The organism is Paraburkholderia sp. RL17-383-BIF-A (assembly GCF_046028015.1).
GTDB lineage: Bacteria > Pseudomonadota > Gammaproteobacteria > Burkholderiales > Burkholderiaceae > Paraburkholderia.
The window spans coordinates 303,844-310,314 of record NZ_JARESR010000006.1 but is presented as its reverse complement, the minus strand read 5'-3'; the positions used below and the strand labels follow the sequence as shown (position 1 = coordinate 310,314).

Genomic DNA, 6,471 nt, shown 5'->3' with positions numbered 1-6,471 from the left:
GCTTGGCTTGGCTTGGCTTGGCTTGGCTTGGCTTGGCTTGGCTTGGCTTGGCTTGGCTTGGCTTGGCTTGGCTTGGCTTGGCTTGGCATCAGCCAAACAAACGGCCCGGCAGGATGACCTGCCGGGCCGTTTGTCTTGTTCACTGCCGGCCTTCGCGCCGCCGCGCGCCGCCACTCGGCATGAACTACTGAATGACTTTCGCGCCAGACGCCGGAGCCGGCGCGGCCGCGGGCGCGGCGCCGGTAGCGGCGATTTCGTTCGATGCGCCGCCGTTCTTGTCGAGCGGAATCTTCACCGTGTGGACGGCGCCGTTACCGAGCGGAAAATCGGCCAGCGCGCTACGCGCCAGATACGGCATGGCCCGCACGAGCGACGACTCCCCGCCCGAATTGCGCGCCGTCACGTTGTACACCTCTTTGCCGGTTGCCCGCTCGGTGATCCGTATGCCCAGCAGATGCGTGAAGATCGGATAGCTCTGGTTCACATACGTAGTGGGAAACGGTCCCCACGGACCCCAAGGATCGAATGGCCGCCCCCAGTACGGCGCGGGCCAGGGGTTGTAATACACCGGCTCCGCGACCGTCACCATATCCGAACGGATACCGTACGACAGGCCGACCAGATAACGCGCCTGGCCGCTATCGACCTGGCGGAAAGCATGCGTGGCGAGTTCATTCGCGACAAAGCGCTCGTAGGTGCTCAGTTCGAGATTGTTCTGCTGGTCCGCGGCCCGTGTGAATGCATAGGTGCGGGTGGCGTCGTTGCCGCTCCAGTCGGAGAAGGCCGTGACCTGAGTGGTCACGTAGGTCGTGCAGCCGGAAAGCAGCACCGTCAGCGCGGCTAGCAGCAGCGTGGCGCGGCGGGTCCATCGATCGAATTTCATGGTCTACCTCGTGAAGCTTCTCAATGTCTCTGTATCGTCCGTCATGACCGGCCCCGCAGGCGCGCAGGCTTTTTCATCACCCGGGCGCCCGATAATACGCTGACCGGTAAATTCGGTAAAAAGTTCGCTCCGCACAATTTGCCGAGGCTTTGTACAATGGCTCGACATGCCCGGCTCGCGCGCCAGAAGCGCGCCTGCCGACTCGAGTTCCAACACTACAGAACGCCATGGCCGATACCGCAACGCCCAATGTGATTCGCCGCGCCGACTACGCGCCGCCCGCCTTCCTGATCGACACCGTCGCACTGGAGTTCGATCTGGTTCCCGAACGCACGGTTGTCCGGAACACGATGCGCGTGCGTCGCAATCCGGAGGCGTCGCGCGCCGCGCATCTGGAACTGATGGGCGAACAGCTGGAGTTCGTCAGCGCCGCGATCGACGGCCAGCCGTTCACCAATGCGCACGCGCACGAACACGGCCTGCTGCTCGACAATGTGCCGGACCAATTCGAACTCACGCTCACCAGCATTTGCAATCCGGCTGAGAACACCACGCTGTCGGGCCTCTACGTGTCGGGCGGCAACTTCTTCACGCAGTGCGAGGCCGAGGGCTTCCGCCGCATCACTTACTTCCTCGACCGCCCGGACGTCATGGCGACCTTCACGGTCACGCTGCGCGCCAGCAAGGCCGATTATCCGGTGTTGCTGTCGAACGGCAACCTGCTCGAAGAAGGCGATTTGCCGGACGGCCGCCACTTCGCGCGCTGGGAAGATCCGTTCAGAAAGCCGAGTTACCTGTTCGCGCTGGTCGCCGGCAAGCTCGTCGCGCTGGAAGAACGCGTGAAGAGCGGCTCGGGCAAGGAAAAGCTGCTGCAGGTGTGGGTCGAGCCGCACGACCTGGACAAGACCCGTCACGCCATGGATTCGCTGATCCATTCGATCCGCTGGGACGAGGAACGCTTCGGGCTCGAACTCGATCTGGACCGCTTCATGATCGTCGCGGTGAGCGACTTCAACATGGGCGCGATGGAGAACAAGGGGCTCAACATCTTCAACACGAAGTACGTGCTGGCGAATCCCGAAACGGCAACCGACACCGACTTCGCGAACATCGAGGCCGTGGTCGGCCACGAGTATTTCCACAACTGGACCGGCAACCGCGTGACGTGCCGTGACTGGTTCCAGTTGAGCCTGAAAGAAGGCCTCACGGTATTCCGCGACCAGGAGTTCTCGGCCGACATGGCGGGCGGCGCAACGGACGAAGCCGCGCGCGCCACCAAGCGCATCGAGGACGTGCGCGTGCTGCGCCAGATGCAGTTCGCCGAAGACGCGGGCCCGATGGCGCACCCGGTGCGCCCGGAAAGCTACGTCGAGATCAACAACTTCTACACGATGACCGTCTACGAGAAAGGCTCGGAAGTCGTGCGGATGTATCAAACCCTGTTCGGCCGCGACGGCTTCCGCAAGGGCATGGATCTGTACTTCAAGCGCCATGATGGCCAGGCCGTGACCTGCGACGATTTCCGTCACGCGCTCGCCGACGCGAACGGCCGCGATCTCGCGCAATTCGAGCGCTGGTATAGCCAGGCCGGCACACCGCGCGTGTCCGTGCGCACGCAGTACGACGCCGCGCAGAAACGTTACAGCGTGACGCTTACGCAAGGCTACGGCGAAGGTGCGCCGGCCGCGCGCGAAACGCAAAAGGGTCCGCTGCTGATTCCGTTCGCGATCGGTTTGATCGGCAAGGACGGCCGCGACCTGCCGCTGCAACTGGAAGGCGAAGCGCAGGCCGGCCACGCGACCACGCGCGTGCTCGAATTCACGCAGACCGAACAGACGTTCACGTTCGTCAACGTGGCGCAAGAGCCGCTGCCCTCGCTACTGCGCAATTTCTCGGCGCCGGTGATCGTCGAATACGACTATTCGGCGGAACAGCTGGCGTTCCTCCTGGCGCACGACAGCGATCCGTTCAACCGTTGGGAAGCCGGCCAGCGGCTCGCCACGCGCGAACTGCTCACACTCGCCGGACGCGCCGCCACGGGCGTGCCGCTGCAACTGGACGATTCCGTGGTCGCCGCGTTCGCACGCGTGCTGACCGACGAAACGCTTTCGCCGTCGTTCCGCGAACTGGCGTTGATGCTGCCTTCGGAAGCGTATCTGGCCGAACAGATGGCCGAATCGAATCCGGCCGCTGTGCATGCCGCGCGGCAGTTCGTGCGCAAGCGTCTCGCCACTGCGCTCAAGAGCGACTGGCTCAAGGTGTACGAGCAGCATCGCACGCCGGGCGCATACGAGGCCACGCCGGAAGCGTCCGGTCATCGCGCGTTGAAGAACCTCGCGCTCTCGTATCTCGCCGAACTCGACGATCCGGCCGAGGCCGTGCGTCTCGCGTCCGCGCAATACGACTCGGCGAACAACATGACCGACCGCGCGGCGGCGCTCTCCGCGCTGCTCAATGCGTCGGCGGCCAATGGCGGCAGCGCCGAGGCGCAGCAGGCGCTGGACGACTTCTACCGGCGCTTCGAAAAGGAACCGCTCGTGATCGACAAGTGGTTTGCCTTGCAGGCCACGCAGCGCGGCAGCGCGCAACGTCCGGTGATCGACGTCGTGCGCAAGCTGATGGCCCACCCGGCCTTCAACCTGAAGAACCCGAATCGCGCGCGCTCGCTGATTTTCAGCTTCTGCGCGGCGAACCCGGCGCAGTTCCATGCCGAAGACGGTTCGGGCTATGCGTTCTGGGCCGATCAGGTGATCGCGCTCGACGCCATCAATCCGCAAGTGGCCGCCCGCCTCGCCCGCTCGCTGGAATTGTGGCGCCGCTTCACGCCGACGCTGCGCGATGGCATGCGTGCGGCACTGGAGAAAGTGGCCGCTCAGGTGAAATCGCGCGACGTGCGCGAGATCGTGGAGAAAGCGTTGGCGTGATGCGCGCCTGAGCGCTGTTGTCGCTTCAAAGAGCCGGCACCTGTTGCCGGCTTTTTTTCGCCTTGCGCTCGCCCACAAGGCGCCGCGCGGCTGCAACGTTGGCCATCCGGACGACTGGCCGGCTCGCGCCGGCGGGGTGAAAGTAAACGTATTCACTTAACGGTTTACGTTTAACGCATCGCGTTATATCATCCCATGATCACGACATTCGGCGACAAAGCTACGGCGAGAATTTTTCAGGGCAAGTTCGTGTACTCACTGCCGCTTCACATGCAAACGCTCGCCTACCGCAAGCTGCTCATGATCGACGCCGCAGAGTCCGTCCGCGACCTGCACGCGCCGCCAGGCAACCGGCTGGAAGCGCTGCAAGGCCAGCGCAGCGGGCAATGGAGTATCCGGATCAATGCGCAATGGCGCATCTGTTTTCATTTCGTCGACGGGGAGGCGCTCAATGTCGAGATTGTCGACTATCACTGACTATTGGGAGACCGGCATGGTCATCAAACGCTCCGATCTGGATAACATCGATTTCTCGGATATCGACACTGGCAAGAGCATCCCGGAAATCCATCCGGGCAAGATTCTGTACAGCGAGTTCCTCGAACCGCTCGGCATGTCCGTCAATGCGCTTGCGCTGGCGCTGCGCGTACCGGCGCCGCGCATCAACGACGTGGTGCGCGGCAGGCGCGCCGTCTCGGCCGACACGGCGCTGCGGCTCGAACGCTACTTCGGCGCCAGCGCGCAGTTCTGGCTCAACCTGCAAATCGCTTACGACCTGCGCGTCGCCACCGCCGCCGCCGGCGAACAGATCGAACGTGAAATCGAACCCATGCCGAAGGCGGACCGCCCGAAAATGCCCAAGGTGTCGAGCGAACACGCCCGGGCCGCGGCGCTTGCGGCGAGCGTAAGCAGCAAACTTACGGCCGGCAAGGCGCGCCGCAAAACCTGATTTTCGCCACGCATCGGTATGCCCAGCGGCTTGCCGCACACGGTTCGCGCGCAAAAGCACGGAGCCGACACAACGAACGGTTAAAATCGGAATATTCCCCAAGCCTTCCCGGAGTACAGCAATGGCTTTGCAACGTCGTACCACTCTCACGAAGTACCTGATCGAGCAGCAGCGCGAGACCAACAACCTGCCGGCCGATCTGCGCCTTTTGATCGAAGTCGTCGCGCGTGCGTGCAAGGCGATCAGCTATCACGTCAGCAAGGGCGCGCTGGGCGATGCGCTTGGCACGGCGGGCAGCGAGAACGTTCAAGGCGAAGTGCAGAAGAAGCTCGACATCCTGTCGAACGAAATCCTGCTCGAAGCGAATGAATGGGGCGGCAACCTCGCGGGCATGGCGTCCGAGGAAATGGAGCAGTTTTTCCCGATCCCGGCGAACTATCCGAAGGGCGAATACCTGCTCGTGTTCGATCCGCTCGACGGCTCGTCGAACATCGACGTCAATGTTTCGATCGGCACCATCTTCTCCGTGTTGCGCTGCCCGGACGGCCAGCAGCCTACCGAACAGTCGTTCCTGCAACCGGGCACGCAGCAGGTCGCCGCGGGTTATGCGGTGTATGGTCCGCAAACCGTGCTGGTGCTGACCACGGGCAACGGCGTGAACTGCTTCACGCTCGACCGTGAGCTCGGGTCGTGGGTGCTCACGCAAAGCGACATGCGCATTCCGGTCGAAACGCGTGAATATGCGATCAACGCTTCGAACGAGCGTCACTGGTATCCGCCGGTCGAGCAATACATCGGCGAGTTGAAGGCCGGCAAGGACGGCTCGCGCCAAAGCGACTTCAACATGCGCTGGATCGCGTCGATGGTGGCGGACGTGCACCGCATCCTGAACCGCGGCGGCATCTTCATGTATCCGGCCGACAAGCGCACGCCGGACAAGCCGGGCAAACTCCGCCTGATGTACGAGGCGAATCCGATGGCGTTTATCGTCGAGCAGGCAGGCGGCGCTGCGACCAATGGCGAGAAACGCATTCTGGACATCCAGCCGAAAAGCCTGCATGAGCGCGTGGCCGTATTCCTTGGCTCGAAGAACGAAGTGGACCGGGTCACCCGCTACCATCTCGAAGCAAAAAAGTGAGTTCAGGGGCTTGCCAAACTCCTAAAGAAGTCCATATAATCTCGTTTCTCCTGATGCCGGAATAGCTCAGACGGTAGAGCAGCGCATTCGTAATGCGAAGGTCGGGGGTTCGATTCCTCTTTCCGGCACCAACAAGATTCAAGCAAAAAGCCCAGTCCTCGTGACTGGGCTTTTTGTTTTCCAAGCCTGCTTTCCCGCCTCTGCGCGCACTACAGCGAAAGCACACCGCACCGCCGTCTCATCCTCAAAACCCCGGCCGGTCGAACTGCGCCGTCACGAAAAGATTACGCGCCACGATCGAGTCTTCCACACGCGCCGGCTCCGCCCGCTGAGGGCCGTAAGCCGCGACCGCTTCCTGCGGCGCCGAAGAAAACCACAAAATCCGGCCGGCGCATTCGATTCCGACCTGACGACCTTTCCAGTACACAGCGTTTTCCATGGCGAAACTCTCCGAAGGGCGAAGACTGCCATCTTCCGCGCTGGCGGCGGCGCGTCCGTTATCCACCGCACCCTGCATCTCAGATAGCTGTTATCCATGATAGGCAGCGGACCCTGCTTAACGTAACGCGCGCACAGC

Annotated in this window: 6 protein-coding genes and 1 tRNA gene; 5 read left to right on the top strand and 2 right to left on the bottom strand. The window is 62.7% G+C overall.

Going from position 1 to position 6,471, the window contains the following annotated elements; all coding sequences use genetic code 11:
• Positions 1-184 precede the first annotated feature (184 nt).
• Positions 185-883: a DUF4136 domain-containing protein gene (locus tag P0D71_RS10320; RefSeq protein ID WP_091799894.1), complete on the bottom strand. Its 699-nt coding sequence runs from the start codon at positions 881-883 to the stop codon at positions 185-187.
• Between the two features lie 227 nt (positions 884-1,110).
• On the opposite strand from P0D71_RS10320, the gene pepN reads away from it, so the two are divergent.
• The 5 genes from pepN (at position 1,111) to P0D71_RS10295 (ending at position 6,025) form a co-directional block, all read left to right on the top strand.
• Positions 1,111-3,807, top strand: a complete 2,697-nt coding sequence (pepN, locus tag P0D71_RS10315; RefSeq protein WP_408479867.1) for an aminopeptidase N — start codon at positions 1,111-1,113, stop codon at positions 3,805-3,807.
• A gap of 195 nt (positions 3,808-4,002) precedes the next feature.
• Complete coding sequence (locus P0D71_RS10310) at positions 4,003-4,284, top strand: type II toxin-antitoxin system RelE/ParE family toxin (protein WP_091799887.1); 282 nt, start codon at positions 4,003-4,005, stop codon at positions 4,282-4,284.
• A gap of 16 nt (positions 4,285-4,300) precedes the next feature.
• The gene (locus tag P0D71_RS10305; protein WP_408479874.1) at positions 4,301-4,756 is read left to right on the top strand and encodes a HigA family addiction module antitoxin; all 456 of its coding nucleotides are present in this window, start codon (positions 4,301-4,303) and stop codon (positions 4,754-4,756) included.
• Between the two features lie 121 nt (positions 4,757-4,877).
• The gene (locus tag P0D71_RS10300; protein WP_091799881.1) at positions 4,878-5,894 is read left to right on the top strand and encodes a class 1 fructose-bisphosphatase; all 1,017 of its coding nucleotides are present in this window, start codon (positions 4,878-4,880) and stop codon (positions 5,892-5,894) included.
• Between the two features lie 55 nt (positions 5,895-5,949).
• A tRNA-Thr gene (locus P0D71_RS10295) sits at positions 5,950-6,025 on the top strand.
• A gap of 113 nt (positions 6,026-6,138) precedes the next feature.
• Here P0D71_RS10295 and P0D71_RS10290 read toward each other — a convergent pair.
• Positions 6,139-6,333: a hypothetical protein gene (locus P0D71_RS10290; RefSeq protein ID WP_091801068.1), complete on the bottom strand. Its 195-nt coding sequence runs from the start codon at positions 6,331-6,333 to the stop codon at positions 6,139-6,141.
• Between the last annotated feature and the right edge of the window lie 138 nt (positions 6,334-6,471).